This is a genomic window from Brevibacillus fortis (genome assembly GCF_003013395.1).
GTDB classification, from domain to species: Bacteria; Bacillota; Bacilli; order Brevibacillales; family Brevibacillaceae; genus Brevibacillus; species Brevibacillus fortis.
In genome coordinates this window covers 103,966-123,323 of sequence record NZ_PXZM01000023.1, presented here as the reverse complement: position 1 = coordinate 123,323, position 19,358 = coordinate 103,966, and the positions used below count along the sequence as shown (strand labels likewise).

Sequence of the window (19,358 nt, the reverse complement as noted above, 5' to 3'; positions counted from 1 at the left end):
CAGGCATATGAAAGGAAAAATAGCAAAAAAAGCCGTGACGTAAATGTCACGACTTGATCGCTACATAGTTCTGCAAACACTCCAGAAAGAGTTCCCCGTACTTCTCAAATTTCGCCTCGCCGACTCCTTTGATTTTGAGCATAGCCTCTCTATCAGTCGGGCAAATACTGCTCATTTCCTTCAAGGTACTGTCTGGGAAAATGACGTATGGCGGCACCTTTTGTCGCGTCGAGATTTCCTTTCGCAACGCGCGCAGGTGCTCAAACAACTCGTCATCCTCTGTCAGTTGCACAGGGCGAATCGAGATTTTTTGCACGACGCGCTCTTCGCCCCGCAAAACAGGCAATGCCCGCTCCCCTAGCTTGACGATTGGATATTGGCTCTCCGTTACTTGCAAATACCCTTCGGCAATGAGGAGCTGGATCAAGTCTGCGATCTCTTTTTCCTTGTATTCCTTCATCAGACCGTACGTAGGCAACTGATCGAAGGAAAACTGGGTGACCTTTTTATTCTTGGAGCCTTTGAGCACCTGCGCGACGAGTGCTGCACCGAAGCGCTCTCTCATACGTTTGACGCAGGAGAAAATCTTCTGCGCTTCGAGCGTAATATCGGACAGCTCGGTCTCATCCGTACAGTTCCCGCAGCGTCCACATACGTCAGCATCTGTTTCGCCGAAATATTGGACGATGTTTTGCTGCAAGCAGCGCGGCGTCCGGCAATAGTCGATCATCGCGTACAGCTTTTTGTACTCATGCTCCTTGCGCTCGTCTTGCAGTTGATTCTGCTCGATGAAAAACGTTTGCGTCTGGATATCCTGTGGCTGAAACAATAGAATACACTCACTTGGCTCCCCGTCGCGTCCCGCACGGCCTGCTTCCTGGTAATACGCCTCCAGGTTTTTCGGCATGTTGTAATGGATGACGTATCGCACATTGGACTTGTCGATGCCCATGCCAAATGCGTTGGTCGCGATCATCGTACGGACATCATCAAACAGGAATGCTTCCTGGTTGGCCGCACGCTCCTCCTCCGTCAGGCCTGCATGGTATTTGGTCACAGCAAAGCCACGCTTGTCCAAATCTGCATGCAAAGCGTCCACGTCTTTTCTCGTTGCCGCATAAATAATACCCGCCTGCTGCTTATTCGCACGCAAGTACGCCTGGATGAATTCTCGACGGTTCTCCCCCTTACGTACGGACAAGATGAGATTGTCTCTGCCAAAACCTGTGATAAAAAGGCGCTCGTCCTTTAATTCCAGCTGTCGCTTGATGTCCTCTGTTACTTCTGGAGTCGCTGTCGCCGTAAGGGCTGCGACGATCGGGCGCTGTGGCAAGGATTGAAGAAAACGGGCAATCGCCAAATAGCTCGGACGGAAATCGTGCCCCCACTGCGAGACGCAATGCGCTTCGTCCACCGCCACAAACGAGATCGGTACATCCTGAATCAGGTTTTGGAACGTTTCGGATTCCAATCTCTCCGGGGCGATATACAGCAGCTTGTACTCTCCTCGGGCCGCCATTCGCAGTCGATCGCGAACCTCGCTATAATCCAGTGAGCTGTTAATTTGGGTGGCGGGAATGCCCATGCTGACCAGCACGTCGACCTGATCCTTCATCAGTGAGATGAGTGGGGAGATCACGATGGTTACTCCGTCCTGGAGCATCGCTGGGACTTGGTAGCAGATCGATTTTCCGCCACCTGTTGGCATGATGCCCACAGTGTCATGTCCGGCTAACAGGCTCGTGATGATCTTTTTCTGGCCTTCCCGAAATGATTCGTAGCCAAAGTACTTTCGTAGAATCTCTTGCGCTTTATGTAACAAAGAGAATCACCTTCTCTTTCGACAGGAATTTATAATGAGTTTCTACTAGTGTAAACATAGGGATTGGGACAAAACAAGGGGGACTGCTGCGTTTGGGTCAACATAGTGGAGGAGAAGAAAAAGCACAGTTCTCTTCGACTCTGACACGCCAGCAGGGGGGATTCACTGTCCGTCTACACTTCAAAAAGGGGACCGTCGAGCCAAAGCCACCCTACGGGCGGAAGGGTCTCAAAGAAGAAGTGTTCGACAAGCGTGGTCCCCTTTTTGAAGTTCCGACTGGGTAGGCGTTGTCAAGGTCTGCGAGCCCTGTGCTTTTTCTTCTCAGCAGCTTTGGCGGTTTATCGATAGCTTCTAAATCTTAGGTAGAAAAAAACCATCCCTCAAAAAAGGGATGGCTGTGCAAAAGATGTTAAAATATGCTCTTTAGTCATTTACAGTTCAACATCTTTGTCCCATCGTCTTTCCAGATCCCTCACCGTCGAACTTTTCTCGACGTCCTGTTCATTCTTGTAAGTTCCCAGCATGACGTCAAAAACAGGGCTGGTAACACCGTACCAATAATGTTCATTTTTGAAGTGATGCCATAGATGGAGCTTTTTCATCCAGCGCCCCCATGGGGATATGGGTTGAACAGGACGATGGGCGATATAATGCGTCCATTCATAAAATAGCAGAAATCCTATCACGCCTGTAACAAAGGCATTGGTCATAATCACGTCGGAAGTAAGCAGATAACAAATGCCTCCGGTTCCTGCAATGAGCGGCATGCTGTACCACACAGGTAAGAACAACAGGTGCAAGTTGTTCGGATCGGCGTGATGATCATAATGTAAGCGCTTTAACAAATGAAGAAAAAATGGATTTCGAGGCGGTTTGAGGTGAAAGAGAAATCGATGAATCAAGTATTCGCTTGCCGCATATCCAATCATCCCCGCCACGAGTGCCAGCCATGTTTCCAGCACGTACCATTCAGAAATAGTGAAAGACAAGCTAATTAGGAATAGAATGCTCATGATGAGGATATCCGGAAACGTAAAGAATTCCTTCAGATACTTTGCCTTCAACAGAACGCCCTCCTCTTGTATTCCTTCACTTGTCTTGTTCCAACACGGTTCGGTTTCTCCACAGCTCCAAACTTTTTTCCATTGCCTTTCTGGCTACACGCTCTGCTTCGATGAAATCTCCCTGTAAAGCGACGTTCAACAGTTCATGGTAATAGTGCCAAGATGCCTCGCGGTGTTCCGGGATGGAAAAATACCTTCGCGCCATTTTTAGGTAAAAGGAGTCAAAACTGTTTACAATCAGTAAATAGATAGGATTTGGGGAAAGCCTCGTCAGATTTTTCTGCAGCTCCCAGTCAAACGCTGCATAAGAAACAGCATCAGGTTTCAGTTGATCGAGATTGGCAAGCAATGCGACTACCTTCGGCTGATGAGCAGCAACCGCGTTACGAATGTAAACGGGTGCCAACGATATCCGCAGTTCCAGCAAGTACGAAATAAACTCATCCGTAACATCGTCGTGGTTTTGAATGATATGGACAAGGGTCATTACATTGCCTTGATGCCAATAATCGTTGACAATAGCCGGATGTCCTTTCCGCACAGTGATCCAGCCATCTCTTTCCAAGCGTTGCAGTGCTTCTCTAACGGTTGGCCGACCTACCCCGTAGTACTCTGCCAACTCCCGTTCCGGCCGCAGCGTACTTCCTGTAGGATATTCTCGGGTCAAAATTGCCTTGATTAATTTCATCTCAATTTGATCCGACGCCCGTTCTTTCTTTCCCCCTTTTTTCTCCGATGTCATTGTCGCCTCCCTCCACTGCTGGTCCTACAACATTTTTTTGTGGTATTACCACGAATGGTAGTATTTTGCACACCCCCTGTCAATAGGTGAAATACTGCGACTTACTGATGATCATGGTGATTCTCCTCCTTTTTCTTGTGATCAAAAAAGGCATAGCCCTCTTCCGAAAAAGAAAGGGCCATGCCTTTTGTATTATTGGCGTGATTATTCTGTCACTTCTACCGACCAGCCAAACTTGTCTTCACGCTCACCGTATTGAATGCCTGTCATTGTGTCGTACAGTCTTGTCGTCAACTCGCCTGTTTTTTCACCGTTAATGATCATCTGATGTCCGTTCCAGTTCAGATCACCGACTGGGGAAATAACTGCCGCTGTTCCGGTACCGAATGCTTCTTCCAGCTCACCGTTGACGTAAGCGGTATGCAGGTCTTCCATGGAGATCCGCTTCTCTACAACTGGAATTCCCCAGTCCTTGAGCAATTGGATCGTCGAATCTCTCGTGATACCCTCCAGGATACTGCCGTTCAAAGCAGGGGTCCACACTTCGCCTTTTACCTTGAAGAACACGTTCATACTGCCTACTTCTTCAATATATTTGTTCTCTACGCCGTCGAGCCACAACACTTGCTCATAGCCTTTTTCCTTCGCTTCTACTTGTGCTTTCAGACCGCCTGCGTAGTTACCTGCTACTTTTGCGTTTCCTGTTCCGCCTCTTACCGCACGAACATAGTTGTTTTCTACGTAAATTTTAACGGGCTGCATGCCACCTGCATAGTACGCTCCAACCGGCGACAAGACGATCACCAATTTGTACGTATGCGAAGCGCGCACTCCAAAGCATGGCTCTGTCGCGATTACGAAAGGACGAATGTAGAGAGACTGTCCGCTTTCTGTTGGAATCCATTCTTTATCGACCGCCACCAGCTGCTTCAATGCCTCGACCATGAATTCTTCGTCGATCAATGGCATGCTCATACGCTCCAGTGAACGGTTCATACGCTTGAAATTTTGATCAGGACGGAACAAGCGAACCTTGCCCTCTTGATTGCGATAAGCTTTTAACCCCTCAAATACAGCTTGCCCGTAATGGAACACCATTGCTGCCGGGTCCAGTGTCAGCGGAGAGTAAGCGACAATTTGTGGATCATGCCATCCTTTACCTTCTGTGTAATCCATGGTGAACATATGATCGGTAAAATGAACACCGAACCCCAGCTTGTCAGATGCGGGCTTCTCTTTTTTCTGTTCTGTCCGGGTAATTGTTAACTGACACTCCATCTTCTACATCTCCCTTAGTATTAAATCCACTATTTCTTGAACAACTTCCTATATATACAAAATAGCAACAATTTTGCATGATTTCCAGCGTAAGTTTCTCGTAGGGACACAAATTCCTTACATTTAGCGAAAACTTCGTTATTTTTTCGCGATATATGATTTTTTCTATCATGCAGGATGAAAGCAATCGTCGTACCGAAAAGGTAGAATAGACAAAGATGAGGAGGGATAATGATGACGACACACCTTCGCTTGCACGGAAAAATTGCCATTGTCACAGGTGCCAGCCGCCTTCAAGGGATTGGGGCTGCTATCTGTAAAAGGCTTGCCTCACACGGCGTCGATATTTTTCATACGTTCTGGACCGCATATGACCAATCCATGGCGCATGGGATTCAAAAAGATGAACCCGCCATTTTGCAGGACGAGATCAGAGGCTATGGAGTCAGATGTGCAGGGATCGAGATCGATCTGTCACAGCCTGATGCCTACAAGGAGGTGCTCGACGTAGCTTCGGCACAACTGGGCGAACCAAGCATCCTCGTCAACAATGCTTGCTACTCGACAAATGACGGCTACGAGGCACTAGATATTGCCAGTCTGGACGCACATTATGCCATCAATGTGCGGGCAACCACGATGCTCAGTGTGGAATTTGCACGTCGCTTCTCTCAACAACGTGGAGGACGAATCATCAACATGACTTCCGGTCAATCCAAAGGCGCAATGGTCGGTGAGATCGCGTATGCCACAACAAAAGGAGCTGTGGATGCCCTGACGACTACACTCGCTGCCGAAGTAGCTACGCGAGGGATTACTGTCAACGCTGTAAATCCTGGTCCCACCGACTCAGGCTGGATGAACGAAGAAATCAAGCAATACCTTTTGCAGCAATTTCCATTCGGACGAATCGGACAGCCCGAGGATGCAGCACGTCTGGTCGCTTTTCTGGCGAGTGACGAAGCGGAATGGATTACGGGGCAGATTATGCATTCCGAAGGCGGGTTCATACGGTAAAGAAGTCGGTAACCAAAAAAGCACAATCCGCCGTTTCTAGCAGATTGTGCTTCTTCCTTTTGCTTAAACTATGGTTTGCTCACAATGGGGAAAGAAGGCTTGAACAGTTCTTTTTCTCCCAGCTGTTGATAGTCGCGCTCGACGTAGCCCAGACGCATTTTGTCAAAGTAACGCTGTCCCTTTGCTTTGATCTCTTCCAGATCAACTCCTGGCAAGAGGCGGTCTTTCATTACGGTGCGCCCAGCGATGATTGAGAGCTTCACATCACGGCCTGAGCCGCACGTAATAATCGTACGAATCGGATCATCTACCGCACCCATGTGGAAACCGTCCAGATCGATCGCAATTATATCTGCTTTTGCCCCCGGCGCCAATCGTCCCAGATCGTCTCTGCCAAGGAAACGTGCGCCGCCCAATGTCGCTGCGCGGTAAATGTCCGCGTAGCTGGAATCTGCGACATCGCCTTCCACCAAGCGGGACAGCATGCTGGCTGTGCGAATGTTTTGGATGAAGTCAGGTGGGAACGTATCGGTTCCAATCGCGATGTTGACGCTACGACGCTTGTAACGGGCAAACGATTCGAGTGCCTCGCCGTGGCGGCCGACTACGAGCGGGCAGTGAATCACAGTCGTACCTGTCTCTTGGAGGATCGCCAAGTCGTCTCCCTCACCGATTTTCGCCTTACTAAAGCCTGGGATGAAATGGGCGTGCGGAATCGCCGTTCTCTTTCCGAGGAAGCCGATCTCATGTAGGAACTGAATCGGTGATTGGTTATGACGACGATGGATTTCCGTATATTCATAGAGACCTTGTGCAGCATGCAGACGGATTGGACATCCGAGCTCCTCGCTGTAGCGCTTTGTGTTGATCAAATTCTCCACAGACTGTGACTCGATTCGCTCTGGCGCCAGCATTCCACGGATGAGTCCGTTGTGAGCCCCATCGAAATCTTTGACGAATTGTACAGCCCGCTCCAGACCTGCTTGACCTTCGGCTTCGTTCCACAGGACTTCGATCTCTCCATTTGCCTTCACGACACGCATACCAGATTGATAGCTCGGCCCCATGTACATGCGCAAGCCCAAGCGTCCTGCATGGTCGGCTGCGGCTGCCAGCTCCTCATACGTTTCCGCCCAAAGCTTGTAAAATACGGATGTAATCGGCATCGCTGTCGTTACTCCGTTTAGAATCAGTTGACTGTAGGCGTAAAGGGATTTGAACGCCTCTTCCTCTGGGGTCATTACCTCATGATAGCCTTTGCGGTAGTATTCTTCCGACCAGAGCATGTTTTTGTTTCTGTCAGAAGCTTGCTCCAGATGTACGATGTCGTGATCAATGTCCCCTAACGCATTTAGGTCAATGAAGCCCGGACTGACTACTGCATTGCCAGCATCGATCACTTCATCTACCTCACCATCAAAATGGTGCCCCACATACACAATGGTGTCGTTCTCGTAAACGACTTCCCCATCTTTGATAATCACATGATCTTCGCCGTCAAAACCGATGACATATTTTGCGGTTATTTTCTTTTTCATGATGATCCTCCCTACTCTTTCTCGTTCCAGGCATCTCCACTCCATTGTATCCTTCTATCATTATAGGAAATATTCTGTAAAAATTGTTTCAATAACTTTACATGTATTTGCACAATCTTTACTCCTTTTCGAAAACAAGCAAGATTCCACACAATACGTAAAGATCATGCAAAAACTAGTAAAAAAGATGAACAACCTTGTTCGAAATATTCACTACAATTAACTTAGACAGCTAGACTTGACTCTCATCCACTATTTGTAAGATAGAGAAAGGGCTGATTTCTAGTGATGCAAGCTTTTTGGTTAACCAACGTTTGTCTCGATAAAGGATTTGAAACAGGAGACGATGGCGTCTTTCACACAATCTCAGAAATCTGTCATTTGAAAATCGAAGACGGCAAAATCGCAGAGATCGTATCGGCGAACGAACCACTCGACACCACTTTACCGCAAGAAGATGCAAAAGGTTTATTGGCCCTCCCCTCTTTTGTCGAGAAGCATAACCATCTGGATAAAACGTATGCGGGCGCAACCTGGAAATCTTGCCTCCCTCCGAAAAAGCTGATCGATCGCTTGGAGTTCGAAGCAACCGAAATGCCGCTGATGACTGGGACGACCAAAGAGCGCGCGCAAGCAATGTTACAGTGGCATATCAAAGGCGGTGCTACGCATGTGCGCACACACGTCAACATCGATCCATACATCGGCCTGAAAAACTTGGAGGGTGTGCGTGCAGCCCTGGAAGAATACAGCGATCGTCTGACTTATGAGATCGTTGCTTTCCCTCAGCAGGGTCTCTTGCGTACACAAGCAAGCTCCTTGATGAGACAAGCGATGAAGGAAGGCGCTACGCTGGTTGGGGGCTTGGACCCGGCTGGGATCGATAATGAATTGGAAGGCTCCGTGCGTGAAATGATGGACATTGCGGTGGAAGCAGATGCGGATGTCGATATTCACCTGCATGATCCGGGGACACTCGGCTTCTATACGATCAAGAGACTGCTTGATCTGACTGAAGAAGCTGGCTGGCAAAATCGTATGGCGATCAGTCATGCTTTTGCACTCGGAGATGTGTCTTTAGAGGAAAGCTCGGACATGGCAGACCGATTGTCCAAACTGGGAACGATGATCCTAACGACAGTTCCGATTAATCGTGCGATGCCACCTGTTCCGATGCTTCATGCCAAAGGCGTGCATGTCGCACTTGGCTACGATGGGTTCTACGATTCGTGGTCGCCATATGGAACAGGCGATATGCTGGATAAGTTAAACCGTCTGGTCGAGCGTTACCGTTGGGTGGATGAGAAATCATTGGTACAGTCCTTGTACTTCATCACGGGAGGAAAAACCACGCTTGATAAAGATGGAAACCGTGCCTGGCCAAAGGTTGGCGACGAAGCGAGCATTGTGTTTGCAGAAAGCTCCTGCTCTGCGGAAGCGATTGCGAGAAAAGCTCGTCGGGCTGCTGTTATGTTTAAAGGGAAAATTGTGCATGGGGCTTTGGAGAGAATGGAATAAACAAAGTAGTAGATACAATGGCTTCGCTGATTATCGCGGAGCCTTTTTTCTATTGATTTCGATCGGGCCTTCGGTGGTGGAGAGAAAAAAGAAGAAAACGCTCAAGTTCTTGGGCTACCTGCTCGGGGGTCATCCCTGCCCAGCTCCATGGACAAAAAGAAACCCGCGTCCAAAGTCGCGCCTCTGCGAAGTATCTCAGAGGTGGATGCTAAAGGCAGGTTTCTTTTTTTCCATTGGGCTTCGGTGGGTATCCCAAAGACTTTCGCTTATTTCTTCTTTTTTCTCTAACCTGCTTGGTTGGTTGTTCGGAATGAAAAGATTCTTATTGTTGAGCTATCGATTCCAGTTAGCTCAACAACAATATCCTACTTTAAAACATTCCATTCTCATTGGGGGAATTTTCCGGTATGGCCTGACCTACATCCCATAATTCGACGATTCGATCGTGGTGAAAACGGAAGATATGGACGACAGCTCCCCCAAGATCCTCTTGATTTTGCTTCACATGGGAGTGAACCGCAACGATATCCCCCTCTTCGATGGCACGTTTCACTTCGAGAATTTTATGAGGATTCTTTTCGGCGTTCTCTTCCATTGCAAGCATAAGTGAATGAGCATCGCCACGGAAATAAGGATTATGGTGGCGGAAATCCGGACCTGTGTAGCTTTGGTATGCTTCTCGTACGTTCCCCGACGCCACTAGTTGCAAAAACGACACCGCAATCTCTTTGAGAGAAGTCTTCATTACAAATCATCCTTTCGTTCTATCTATGTCCAACTTTTGGCATGTTTCAACGTTATCACAATAAACTTCGTCATCGCTGAGGAAATCCTAAACAAGTGCTTTACTTTTCGACCCATTCGATCAAACAATGGATACGGCAATGTGTTTGTTACTCATCTAGCCTGCTGCGTTGAGGTATAATAGTGCCAATGCAAAAGGGGGCGGGAAATTGTGGAGTGGTTAATAGGTCTGGCCTGCAGCGCCGGGATTGCAGGGGCGGCTTATGTAAAACGGTCGCTGTCCGGTTCCGGCTTTTTGGCGGCGGTGATACTGGGCACCGTGATGTACGCACTCGCAAGCCCTGTCTGGTTCGGCTCCCTCATCGCTTTTTTTGTCTCGTCTACCTTATTGTCTAAGTGGAAAAAGCATAAAAAGGAAGAGGCAGAGAGCGGTTATGAGAAAACGGGAAGGCGCGATGCCGGCCAGGTGCTCGCAAATGGAGGGCTAGGGCTGCTGTTATGTGTAGCAAATTGGGCGTGGCCGCATTCTCTGTGGTGGTACGCCTTCCTCGGCGTGATGGCAGCGGTCACAGCCGATACATGGGCGACAGAAATCGGCGGCTTGAGCCGGAAGCCCCCGAGATCGATCAAGACGGGTCAGCGCGTTCCGCCAGGCACATCCGGTGGCGTTTCTGGCCTGGGCATGTATGCTTCGCTGGCCGGTGGTCTATTTATCGGTGGTGCAGCTTGGTTGCTGCTTGCGGTACCCGGCCAATCCGCGCCGGATGCGGCCGAGCCTGCACTTAGACTGGCAGCCTGGATCGGAATAGCCGGACTGGCGGGCATTATCGGGTCGCTGGTCGATTCGTGGATCGGTGCGACATGGCAGCAAATGTACTGTTGCGACGTTTGCGGTCGCGAAATCGAGCAGGCTCGCCACTGCGGCAGGCCAGCCGTGCGAATCCGCGGCCGCGCCGGTTGGAACAATGATGCCGTCAATATCGCTGGCTCGCTTGCAGGTGGTGCTTCCGCGGTCTTGTTGGCGCTGGCAGTTGGCTTATAGTTTGGACATGTGAAGAAACGGAAAGACTTCGTATCGCCGAACGATACTGAGTTTTTCCGTTTTTACTAATAGGCCCCAAGTTTAAGCTATTTTCGTCACTTTATTCGCGCTCTGTGCCATTTTTGAAACCCACGCCCAAAGTATGAAGCCAACTACGAGAAAGCCGACATTCATGCTGATTACTCCTCCCCATCCGTATGCAGACCAGAACAATCCTCCGAGCGTACCACCTACACTTGAACCCGTATAGTAGAAAAATAAATACAAGGAAGAGGCTTGTGCTTTGTTCTGCAAAGCAAGCTGTCCTACCCAGCTGCTTGCAACGGAATGAGCTCCAAAGAATCCAAAAGTAAAAAATCCAAGACCTCCTATTTTTACAATGAGATTCGATTCCCACGTCAAACAGACGCCGATCAATGCAAGGAATAAGCTAATGAATAACAGCTTTTGCTTACCGTGACGATCTACTAATTTTCCTATCCAGACAGAGCTGAACATTCCGATGATCATAATGAAAAATGTCCAACTGATAAATGCTTGGCTGAGTGAATAGGGCTTTCCGAGTAATACATAAGCGATGTAATTGAACAACGCTACATTCGTCCCTAAAAGTATAAATCCGATGACAAACAAGCAAACGAGTCCTGGAGCCTTTAGATGATCCATTAATGACTGACCTAACTTTTTAATTACGAATGGGCGCGCTTTGAAATTTTGTGAAGGTGGTAAGGCGTTCCAAAAAATCAGTGTAGCAGCAAGACTTATGAGACCAATCCCCCCTATTGCGATGTGCCAGCCAAAGTAGTCACTCATCATGCCTGAGAAAACCCTGCCAAAAACAGCACCAATTGAATTGCCACATATATAGAGACCCATAGCCGCTCCAAGGCTTTTGGATTCGATTTCTTCTCCAAGATAGGCCATTGCAATGGAAGGTAAACCAGCCAATGAAATTCCTTCAATCGTTCGAAATACTAGGAGAACATGAAAATTCGAACTGAATGCTGTGAGAATACAAAACACGGAGGAAGCAAGCATGGAAAAGATCATGATTGGCTTTCGTCCCCAAACTTCAGACAGCGAACCAAAAATGAGCATACTGATAGCAAGAACCATGGTTGTAATGGAGAGGGAAAGGCTTGCTGTCGTCGGATCAATTGTAAACTCTTTTGAAAATTCGGGTAATAACGGTTGTACGCAGTAAAGAATAGCAAACGTATTAAAACCAGCGGCAAAGAAAGCAAAGCTGGTTTTGCGAAAAAGTGGCGTGCCTTGTTGTATCATGTGATCACCATCATATTTCAGGATTATTATGGTTTCATGGTATCACCATTTTTCTATGATGTATAATTCATTATAATCATGTTTTTCATGCATTTATGTAATGAAAACTCCGAACGGAAAGTGGTGCTTTCGAATGGAATGGCAACAGTTCGAATATTTTCAAACCCTAGCAAGAATCCAACACGTGACACATGCTGCCGAAGCTCTCTCTATTTCCCAGTCTGCCCTTAGTCGTTCGATCGCCCGATTTGAGGACGAAATTGGTGTGCCCTTGTTTGACCGTCAGGGACGTTCGATTCGCCTTAATAAATATGGTCATATCTTTTTAAAGCGCGTCGAAAATATGATGAAGGAATTTCATGAAGGAAAACAAGAAATCATGGATTTACTTGATCCTGATAAGGGAGAAGTGTCGCTTGGGTTTCTGCACACGTTAAGTACCAGTCGTATCCCTGATTTACTGGCTTCTTTTCGCTCCCACTACCCAAACATCCATTTTCGACTCGGACAAGGCCCCTCCCATACCCTTATGAATCAGTTGCAAGTAGGAGAATTTGATCTTTGTCTCCTCGCTCCTATGGATATGAGATCTCCCTTTGTGTGGAAGCCGCTTTGGAATGAAGAACTTTTTGTAATTGTCCCCAAAGACCACAAGTATGCAAATCGTACCTCGATTACGTTGGAAGAGATTGCAGATGAATCATTTATCCATTTAAAAGAAGGGTACTCCCTTCGTATCACCGTCGAGCAATTGTTTCAAGTAGCGGGAATTGCACCTCCGATTACATTTGAAGGAGAGGAAGCAGATACCGTTGCAGGACTGGTCGCTGCTGGACTGGGAATCTCACTTTTGCCCAATTTAAAGGGCACAGACCAGAGCAAGATCACACAAATACCGGTCAAAAGTCCGAAGTGCCAACGAACAATTGGCATTGCTTGGGTAGAAGGGAGATATTTATCACCTGCAACTGAAAAATATAAACAGTTTGTATTGAACCACGCCTGCGATTTTGAATAGGGATGGGTGAACCTACGCCTCCCCCCTTTGCCTTGATTCCCGTCGCCAACTCATGAGTACCAAAGACAATGCGATTGTTGTGAGGATAATGCCAAGCACTTGCAACCCCTCGGCGCTGAACTTACCTCCCATTACCATGCCGATCAACAACGAGGAGAGAATGGTTCCCAAGTATCTGGATGTTTGAAATAATCCGGATGCGACTCCGATTATTTCTTTAGGTGAACTTTTGAACAGGGCTGCTTGCATTCCAACATTGTTTAACCCGTTGCTAATACCGAATGCAGCTAATGCCACACACACGCTGATCACATGTGAATCTTGATTGAATGCCACGAGCCACACGGACCCAAATGTCATCAGTATGGCGGATACGAACAATGCAGGCCGAGGCCCTGATTTATCAATCCAACGTCCTGCTATTGGAGAAGCAACGAGTGAGCATAAACCTAAGCTTAGCATGAGCATTCCTGTATGAAACTCGCTGACATGGCGAACCATTTGCAAGTAGGACGGAAGCCCGAAAAAAAGCGAATAAAAAAGGACGTTAGCGAGCATGAATTCAATATTGACCCACGTCATTGCAGGATACTTGGCGAATGTCCGTAGAGGAATAAACGGTGAAGTTGTTTTTAACTCATGTCGTACGAAAGCCCCCAGTGTAACGAGGCCGATCCCCCCAACCATGATAGGCCACCATGAGACATACCCGGATGATTTTACTGACAGTAATCCTACCAGCAGTGCAACCAGACCCACTGTGAAGAGCAGGATCCCTCTTGCATCAATCAAATCCAGCCATTTTTGAAAAGACATGTTGTGTGCTACAGATGATGCCGCTTCGTCTTTTGGAATCATCCTCCAGCCTAACAGCAAGCTCGCCACCACGAACGGAATATTAACGAGAAAGATAGCAGACCAATCCCAATAATGAATCAATACCCCGCCAATAAAAGGTCCAATCGCTGCTGCTCCGGATAGGAATATGGACAGTACGGAAAGCGCAGTCGCTTGTTTCTCCGTAATATGAATTCGTACAATGGCCATTCCAACTGCAACCATCATGCTTGTTCCAATCGATTGCACTATTCGGAACACAATGAGCCACCCAAAGTTTGGTGATATTGGAGCCAATAATGAAGCAACGAAAGATACGACGAGCCCAGTAAGAAATATCTTCTTCCGGCCGAACAAATCGCTTGCCCTTCCCATGACAGGTTGAGCAATTGCACTCGCAATGTAGAACGAAAAAATAATCCATGAAACAACCGTGAAGTCAAGACGGTACACATCTTGCAGCCTTGCAATCGCAACAGAAATCATCGAAGAATTTAATGGATTCAATAATATCCCTAGTCCAACGGAAATCATCAACCACCTGTTGTGAGCCCCCATTTTTCAGCCCTCCTAAAGCGTTTTGATGATATCGTACTGGAATTCAAACATTTACTCCAACGCATTTCATGTTATGATTTCATTGATTGGAAGGAATGAATGGAGGAGCTAAATGGAACTTCTTCAACTGCAATACTTTCTTACGGTAGCTCGAATGGAGCATGTGACCGAAGCTGCACGAAGTCTGCATGTGACCCAATCGTCCCTCAGCAAAACGATCCAACGATTGGAGGAGGATCTGGGAGTCCCGCTCTTTGATCGAAAAGGGAGAAAGCTACGTCTGAATGAGTTCGGAAGCAAATTCTTCTGCCGGGTGGAAAGAGCTTTGTTTGAATTGGAACAGGGGAAGCTGGAGCTTAGCGATTTGTCCAACCCGGAACATGGCACGCTTGAATTGGCGGTGACTACTGCAAGCACGCTGCCCAATATCCTTCGAGAGTTTCGGAAAAAGCGGCCCGATATCCAATTTCATGTACAAATGCTGACTACGCAGGAAATGGTTACGCTTCTTCATAGAGGAGAGGTCGATTTTTGCTTGGCCTCACCGCCTATACAAGAGGATGGCATTGAATGTCAAGTCGTCTACATTGACCCTATCCTCGTAGCTGTTCCAAGGGGACATCGACTGGCAGACCGAAGTATCGTATCTTTGAGAGAGCTGAAGGATGAATCGTTTGTCGGTGTAAAGAGAGGATACGGGACACGCGATTTCGTAGACTCTATATGCAAGTCGGTTGGATTCACACCTACATATGTGTATGAGGGAGATGAACCTGCAAGGCTAATCCAGCTGGTGGAAGCAGACATTGGCATAGCCTTCATACCAAGCACTGCAAGAGAATCTCGTGAACAAGTCAAGTATCTTCAAGTAGAGAATCACGAGTTGGTACGGGAAATCGCTTTATTATGGCATCGGAGTCGGTACATTTCGCGAGCCGCTCAAGAATTCCGTGAGGTTGTTATCGATTATTTTGGGGATGTACGCAAACTTGAGAGGTGATGACTCATGAAACTTCAGACGAACCAATCCCGGGCGTCGAACCGATTACCGACTATGGTGTGCTAAGTCATATCCACTAGCTGAACAAAAAAAACAGACACGTCACATTCGCGTGTCTGTTTTTTTAGAGGATACAGGCGTCGTTAGGATAATTCGCTCTTCTTCCAGCTCTATTCTCAGCTTGCCGTCTGCCTGGATCGCCTGGAGGTATTCCATTGGGATCTGCAGCCTCCCTACCTGATCGAGCACCGCCAATTCTTCATAAGTATCCGCATTCGCTTCCTCATCCCAAGACTCGGAATTGTCTTCTTCCGTTCCTTTTCGCCGCAACAACTCGCTGGACGTTTTCCCGTCCCGAATGGCTACGACGCGATCCACTTTGCGCGCTAGCTCCAAGTCGTGAGTCACGATGACGACTGTTAGCCCGAACGAACGGTTCAGCTCTTGAAACAAATCTAGAATCATGGCTGCCGTTCGAGTGTCTACACTGCCAGTCGGCTCATCTGCCAAAAGCAGCTTGGGTTCATTCGCCAAAGCGATCGCGATGGCTACTCGCTGCTGCTCCCCGCCGGACAGTTCGCTCAGTTTGTTCTTTTTTCGGTGGCCCAGCCCCACCAGCTCCAACAACTCGTGGGCACGCTCCCTTTTTCGCTTGCCCCGCAAAAGCATTGGCATCTCCACATTTTGCAGAGCAGATAGATAAGGAATCAGATTGCGGGCGTTGTTCTGCCAGACAAAGCCTACGGTCTGCAAGCGATACTGAACCAGCTCGGAAGTCGTCAATCGAAACAAATCAGCCCCCGCCACGGAAAGTTTTCCTGCCGAGGGACGGTCCAGTCCTCCCAGCATGTTCAACAACGTTGATTTGCCGCTGCCGCTATTCCCGATGATCCCCATCAGCTCTCCGGTCTCTACACGCAGATCCAACCCTTGCAGCGCCACCACTTCCAGATCATTTGCCTTGTAGATTTTAACTAAATTTTCGCATACGATCATCTGTTTAGTCCTCCCCCAGCTTCACGGCTTGATGGATCTGCATCCGTGATAACAGGATACCGACGATTCCGATTCCGATAACTAGTGTCACAGCAATGAACGTATAAATGATTTGTTCATCTTGAAGCCTCGAAATGACGGTAAAGGGAGGGACTTGCTTATCGGCATGCAAATAGAGACTGAGTGCAGGCAAAAACAGGCTATTGGCCAGCTTGCCCGCTGTCATTCCCATCGCAAAAGCGACGCCAAACGTCAAGAGCTGCTCCCACGCGAGTATGGCAAGAAGCTGTCTGAATGGCATTCCCATCGCGCGGAACACCCCATATTGCAATTTTCTGGCTCCAAGTGTAAGCACCCAGTACAACACGTAGCCGATAAAGGTGACCAACATGGAAAGCAGGAACCCAAGTGTCAGCGATCCGTTCAGCCCCAAATAAAATGCGCTGTTTTTCACCTGGATGACTTGCTGTTTCGCATTATTCAGCATGGCGAGCTTGACTCCCTCTTGTTCCAGACCCTTGTAAAGCGATTCAGAAGACGATTCCTCTTTCATTTTGATCCAAACCTCATACGGCTCCAGGTGAATCTTGTCTTGCACGAACGGGAGATTGGCAACTGCCAAATACGGTTCTTCCATTCTGCTTCCGTATGTGCTTTTTACAGGCGCAGGATTCCATCCCGGCCAGTAATCCACGATGGCATACACAATCATTTCAACCCTGCGAGTATCTCCCCAACCGAGCAGGATGGTTTGGCCCTCCACCACATGCAGCTTGTCTGCGAGGCTGCGAGATAGAAATAGGGCACGCGGTTCTTTTGCCATCAAATTCAAATACTCGTGGAAGTGATGCGGCAGCAAGTCTGGCTTCATCCAAGCGGTCTTTGCAAACTCTTTGGGATCGATCCCCATCAAGGTGATGTCCTTCACAGGATCGCCCCGAAAAGAAGCCTCCGCCAGCCCGTTCACATAGACTTTCGTTGCATGCTCAACCCCGGGCAGGCCGCTGTACAAGTCAAAATCCGGCTCTACATACTGAACGGGAGGAGCTACAGGCTCTATTTCCACTTCCACCTCTTCCCCTTTTTCTGCAACATTATTTCCTCGCCGAAAGACTGTTACTTCCGGTTTGTCGCTCTTCCACTCTGCCTTCAAACGAATATCCGCGCCAGTTTGGTAACGGATTCTCTCCTCTGCATTTTGATTAATCGTCCGTGCCATGCTTGCGCTGAACATCCCTACGGCGACCGTAATCGTCACAAACAGCATGAGAAAATGATATTGCCGTGGAGCCCTCCCTACCTGCACCAGCGTCGTATGCAGAGAAAGTGGGAAGAAGGAGCGTCCTGCCCAAGACATCAATCGTAGGATCCACGGATAAAATCGGAGTAGAAGCAGGCCCAAACCAAGCGAAAACAGAACGGGCACAAAAAAGAGAAGGAAATCGATCGAGATGGCCGAAGCCCCTTCGCTCGTTTTTGCTGCGGTTTCAGCGGCGTTTTGATAGGAATACCATCCATACCACGAGATCGCAAGCAGCAGTACGTCGAGAAACAGCCGATGCCAAATCGCTTGTCCACCCATCCTCGCCATGCTTTGCTTGTGTGTGACGATATTTTGCCTAGTTGCCAGAAACACAGAAATCAAAACGAGTGTGATACAGGCGAGCACCATCCACGCAGCATACACGAAGACTTCGCTGCTAATGGTGACATCCAGACCTTTGCGATCGACGAATTCGAGAAATCCATTCGAGATGCCGAGTATCTTGCTAAGCTGTATCCCCACAAATGGACCGATCAGAAAAGCACATAACCCCAAAATGGCGATCTCCATGAAATAAATAGAAAAAATCTGCATTCTGCTGGCTCCCCTGCTGCCCAGCACTGCGATTTCCGTTCGCTGCCTCTCCACAATTAATCCCGAAACCATCACAAGATAAAGACCGAGCATGATGAAAATGGGGATGTAGAGCGACCAGAGAATGGTTTTGAATTGCTTCTCTTGTTCATTGTACTTGCCCACGAGACTGGCCGCCGGAAACTGAACATTGATCTCCGCTTTTTTCAATCCGTACTGTTGCAGTTTGCCTTCGATCCCGGCCACGACTGCATTCAGCTTCTCTGTATCGCTTATTTGAAATGATTGGTAGTGAAAAGCGGTATACATCTGAGTTGAAATGACCAGATTCTTCTCTTCCAAAAATGTCTTCCGATAAAGGCGTTCATCCAATATGAAGCCATTGGAGTATTCATTGGTCGTAACAAACCAATAAGGATCGTTCCCCTCTTTTTCCTTGAAAACGCCAACCGGTTTGATTCGCACCTTGAGTCCTTTTGCTTCGTTTGTGGTCAGCTCATAAAGGCTGCCCAGCACCATCCGCCGATCCTTTAACGCTTTTTCTGTAACCAACGCTTCGTATACGCCATCGACGGGAGTTGCAGCAGGCAGACGGCCGTCAACAAGCGTCATGTGCTTCTCCAGAGCGCTGAGGGAATAAAGCCGCGTACTCTCGGAACTGATCGGGCTCTTCGGTTGTATGTTTTGCTGTCTGGCGTCAAACGGGATTGTCCGCAAAATGGTTACTTCTTCATACACGGGTACCCCCAGCGAAGCAATCACGTTGTTTTGAAGGTGAGCGGCCATTTCATCAACAAGAGCCGTACCATTCTTCCCGAGCTTGTTTTGATTGACAGAGATCAGCAAACCACCGGGGAAGCGCTTCACATTCTTTTGGTATTCCTCCAGATCCTTTGTCAACATGCGTTGGAGTACCCCTGACGTGAACGAGGGTATACTCGATACCAGTCCGACAGCGACGATCAGCCCGATCAGCAGGCTGCCGACCAGCCAGCGGTTATTCATCATTTTCCGCAAGATCATTTGCAGCATCGCCACAAGA

Annotated in this window: 16 protein-coding genes; 6 read left to right on the top strand and 10 right to left on the bottom strand. The window is 48.2% G+C overall.

The features are described from left to right. Positions 1–46 precede the first annotated feature (46 nt). Positions 47–1,822, bottom strand: coding sequence for a DNA helicase RecQ (gene recQ / locus C7R93_RS14785; protein ID WP_106839529.1), 1,776 nt, complete (start codon positions 1,820–1,822; stop codon positions 47–49). 92 nt (positions 1,823–1,914) lie between these two features. Between recQ and C7R93_RS14780 the strand changes: the two genes are divergently transcribed. Beyond that, the gene (locus tag C7R93_RS14780; RefSeq protein WP_106839528.1) at positions 1,915–2,106 is read left to right on the top strand and encodes a hypothetical protein; all 192 of its coding nucleotides are present in this window, start codon (positions 1,915–1,917) and stop codon (positions 2,104–2,106) included. A 147-nt stretch (positions 2,107–2,253) separates the two neighbouring features. On the opposite strand, the gene C7R93_RS14775 is transcribed toward C7R93_RS14780, so the two are convergent. The 3 genes from C7R93_RS14775 to C7R93_RS14765 form a co-directional block, all read right to left on the bottom strand. Next, on the bottom strand, positions 2,254–2,886 hold the full coding sequence (locus C7R93_RS14775; protein WP_106839527.1) for a sterol desaturase family protein: 633 nt from the start codon (positions 2,884–2,886) through the stop codon (positions 2,254–2,256). A 25-nt stretch (positions 2,887–2,911) separates the two neighbouring features. Further along, the gene (locus C7R93_RS14770) at positions 2,912–3,628 is read right to left on the bottom strand and encodes a GntR family transcriptional regulator (RefSeq protein WP_106839526.1); all 717 of its coding nucleotides are present in this window, start codon (positions 3,626–3,628) and stop codon (positions 2,912–2,914) included. 204 nt (positions 3,629–3,832) lie between these two features. Beyond that, positions 3,833–4,906, bottom strand: a complete 1,074-nt coding sequence (locus C7R93_RS14765) for a branched-chain amino acid aminotransferase (RefSeq protein ID WP_106839525.1) — start codon at positions 4,904–4,906, stop codon at positions 3,833–3,835. 234 nt (positions 4,907–5,140) lie between these two features. Here C7R93_RS14765 and C7R93_RS14760 point away from each other — a divergent pair, with 234 nt between their 5' ends. After that, entirely contained in the window at positions 5,141–5,923 is a 783-nt protein-coding gene (locus tag C7R93_RS14760) for an SDR family oxidoreductase (RefSeq protein WP_106839524.1), read from the top strand. 68 nt (positions 5,924–5,991) lie between these two features. Here the strand turns inward: C7R93_RS14760 and C7R93_RS14755 are convergent, their stop codons facing one another. Continuing rightward, a complete protein-coding gene (locus tag C7R93_RS14755) occupies positions 5,992–7,461 on the bottom strand; it encodes an amidohydrolase family protein (RefSeq protein ID WP_106839523.1) in 1,470 nt (489 codons plus the stop codon). 285 nt (positions 7,462–7,746) lie between these two features. On the opposite strand from C7R93_RS14755, the gene C7R93_RS14750 reads away from it, so the two are divergent. Then, the gene (locus tag C7R93_RS14750; protein ID WP_106839522.1) at positions 7,747–8,979 is read left to right on the top strand and encodes an amidohydrolase family protein; all 1,233 of its coding nucleotides are present in this window, start codon (positions 7,747–7,749) and stop codon (positions 8,977–8,979) included. Between the two features lie 370 nt (positions 8,980–9,349). On the opposite strand, the gene C7R93_RS14745 is transcribed toward C7R93_RS14750, so the two are convergent. Next, complete coding sequence (locus tag C7R93_RS14745) at positions 9,350–9,724, bottom strand: nuclear transport factor 2 family protein (protein WP_106839521.1); 375 nt, start codon at positions 9,722–9,724, stop codon at positions 9,350–9,352. A gap of 210 nt (positions 9,725–9,934) precedes the next feature. Between C7R93_RS14745 and C7R93_RS14740 the strand changes: the two genes are divergently transcribed. Next, a complete protein-coding gene (locus tag C7R93_RS14740; RefSeq protein ID WP_106839520.1) occupies positions 9,935–10,765 on the top strand; it encodes a DUF92 domain-containing protein in 831 nt (276 codons plus the stop codon). An 81-nt stretch (positions 10,766–10,846) separates the two neighbouring features. On the opposite strand, the gene C7R93_RS14735 is transcribed toward C7R93_RS14740, so the two are convergent. Beyond that, positions 10,847–12,049 carry an MFS transporter gene (locus tag C7R93_RS14735; RefSeq protein WP_106839519.1) on the bottom strand — a complete coding sequence of 401 codons (1,203 nt, stop codon included), beginning with the start codon at positions 12,047–12,049 and terminating at the stop codon, positions 10,847–10,849. Between the two features lie 133 nt (positions 12,050–12,182). On the opposite strand from C7R93_RS14735, the gene C7R93_RS14730 reads away from it, so the two are divergent. Further along, complete coding sequence (locus tag C7R93_RS14730) at positions 12,183–13,067, top strand: LysR family transcriptional regulator (protein ID WP_106839518.1); 885 nt, start codon at positions 12,183–12,185, stop codon at positions 13,065–13,067. A 12-nt stretch (positions 13,068–13,079) separates the two neighbouring features. On the opposite strand, the gene C7R93_RS14725 is transcribed toward C7R93_RS14730, so the two are convergent. Next, positions 13,080–14,462, bottom strand: a complete 1,383-nt coding sequence (locus tag C7R93_RS14725) for an MFS transporter (RefSeq protein WP_106839517.1) — start codon at positions 14,460–14,462, stop codon at positions 13,080–13,082. Between the two features lie 112 nt (positions 14,463–14,574). Here C7R93_RS14725 and C7R93_RS14720 point away from each other — a divergent pair, with 112 nt between their 5' ends. Beyond that, on the top strand, positions 14,575–15,462 hold the full coding sequence (locus C7R93_RS14720) for a LysR family transcriptional regulator (protein ID WP_106839516.1): 888 nt from the start codon (positions 14,575–14,577) through the stop codon (positions 15,460–15,462). A gap of 102 nt (positions 15,463–15,564) precedes the next feature. Here C7R93_RS14720 and C7R93_RS14715 read toward each other — a convergent pair whose 3' ends face one another. Together C7R93_RS14715 and C7R93_RS14710 are read right to left on the bottom strand one after the other, a co-directional pair. Further along, positions 15,565–16,458, bottom strand: a complete 894-nt coding sequence (locus C7R93_RS14715; protein WP_106839515.1) for an ABC transporter ATP-binding protein — start codon at positions 16,456–16,458, stop codon at positions 15,565–15,567. Between the two features lie 4 nt (positions 16,459–16,462). Further along, entirely contained in the window at positions 16,463–19,348 is a 2,886-nt protein-coding gene (locus C7R93_RS14710; RefSeq protein ID WP_244191561.1) for an ABC transporter permease, read from the bottom strand. Between the last annotated feature and the right edge of the window lie 10 nt (positions 19,349–19,358).